2 protein-coding genes are annotated in these 1,469 nt (G+C 47.7%); one reads left to right on the forward strand and one right to left on the reverse strand.

Annotated elements, in window-relative coordinates:
• Positions 1-243: 243 nt before the first annotated feature.
• A complete protein-coding gene (locus ADJ24_RS05565) occupies positions 244-606 on the forward strand; it encodes a hypothetical protein (protein WP_023311761.1) in 363 nt (120 codons plus the stop codon).
• Positions 607-769: 163 nt separating this feature from the next.
• Here ADJ24_RS05565 and ADJ24_RS05570 read toward each other — a convergent pair whose 3' ends face one another.
• Positions 770-1,306 (reverse strand): dihydrofolate reductase family protein, encoded by a 537-nt coding sequence (locus ADJ24_RS05570; protein ID WP_023311762.1) that lies wholly within the window; start codon positions 1,304-1,306, stop codon positions 770-772.
• Between the last annotated feature and the right edge of the window lie 163 nt (positions 1,307-1,469).

Here is a 1,469-nt window from a genome sequence, read left to right on the forward strand (position 1 = left end):
TCGGGCATTATCTGAACATAAAACACTATCAATAAGTTGGAGTCATTACCGGGTTATTATTCAAAAATTAAAATTAGCGCAAAGAAAATGTCAAATAATGTGCGTTCGAAATAGCGGTTAGGACAGTTCCTAAAAACATCTTAATCTTTGTAAACTACCATTTCTGGTCCACAATTGGAGGTATGCATTACGGATTAATCTTATATAATAGTAATCTTAGGCTAAGGAACAGGTCATTTATAAATGAAAAAAATAATAGCGCTTGCGCTTCTGGCAGTGGCTGTTGGAGCCGCTGCAGGGGTTCGTTATGCAGGTAATGACGAACCAGAATATATTCAATCTGCAGAAATTCGCGTGGGTTCTTATTTAACCAGCGATTATGGTAGCGTTGCCTGCGCCAGCAAAAAAGTGAACGATCAGCGTTGGGAATTAGACTGCACTCATCAGGCGAGAGGAAAAACATTCCAGTTTGCGGTGTATCCCTCTGAAAAAGCACCTTATGGTGTCGCTCGCTCCTTTTATCTGGAAGCCATTAATGACGATGCAAAACAGAGCGCTGAGCAGGGCCTTATGCGTTATTTGCAGATCAATACCCATACTGGTTAATAAGGTTGTTTAGCGTTCGTTAAGACAACAGGTGTTAGATTGTGTGAGATCCGCTACCCGGCCATGGAGTGTCGGGACGTAGAGACCAAAACACAAATCTATCCATGCAAGCATTTACCGCCATTTTTTGGCGGTTTTTTTTGCGCAGACCGTTGCGATAGGGTTATGGCGTCAGGCGATAATGCGACTGCACCAGGCCCGAAGGGAAGCTGCGGCTTGATACCAGTGTCAAATCAATATCCCGGGACAACGTTCCGAACAGCGGTTTTCCCTCCCCGAGCAGTACAGGTACGGTCGTGATCACCATATCGGCTACAAGTCCTTCGCGCAGGAACGACTGGATCACCTGTCCGCCATCAAGATAGACGCGATGAACGTTCTGCGTAGCGAGTTCGTCAAGCACCTCCTTTGGCGTGCGGGATGAGAACTGCACTTTGCCCCTCAGCGCCTCCGGCACGGGCGTATCGGCAAGCCGTCGCGAGAGCACCAGCACGGGACGATCGTAAGGCCATGCGTCAAAGGTCAGTACCTTCTCATAACTCCCTCGTCCCATCACGATGCAGTCTTTGTCCGCGATGAACGCCTCATAGCCATGATCTTCCGCCGGATCGTCGCGCTGCAGCAGCCAGTCGATATCGTCATTCTGTCGGGCGATGTAACCATCAAGACTAACCGCGATAAAAACGTGTGTGGTGACCATCAGGTGCTCCGTATTACGAAAATTAAAAAATGAGTCTTCCTCTTAGCGGAGAGGGGCCCCTTTGTAAACATGTATTCAGAAGCAATAAGACTGTCTTCAGAATAATGACAGATTTACAGCGATGCCCTGGTCCGGCTGTAAATCGCCGAAGCGTTTCCGTAAG

It is taken from the genome of Enterobacter sp. 940_PEND (assembly GCF_001059415.1).
Classification (GTDB): domain Bacteria; phylum Pseudomonadota; class Gammaproteobacteria; order Enterobacterales; family Enterobacteriaceae; genus Enterobacter; species Enterobacter cloacae_M.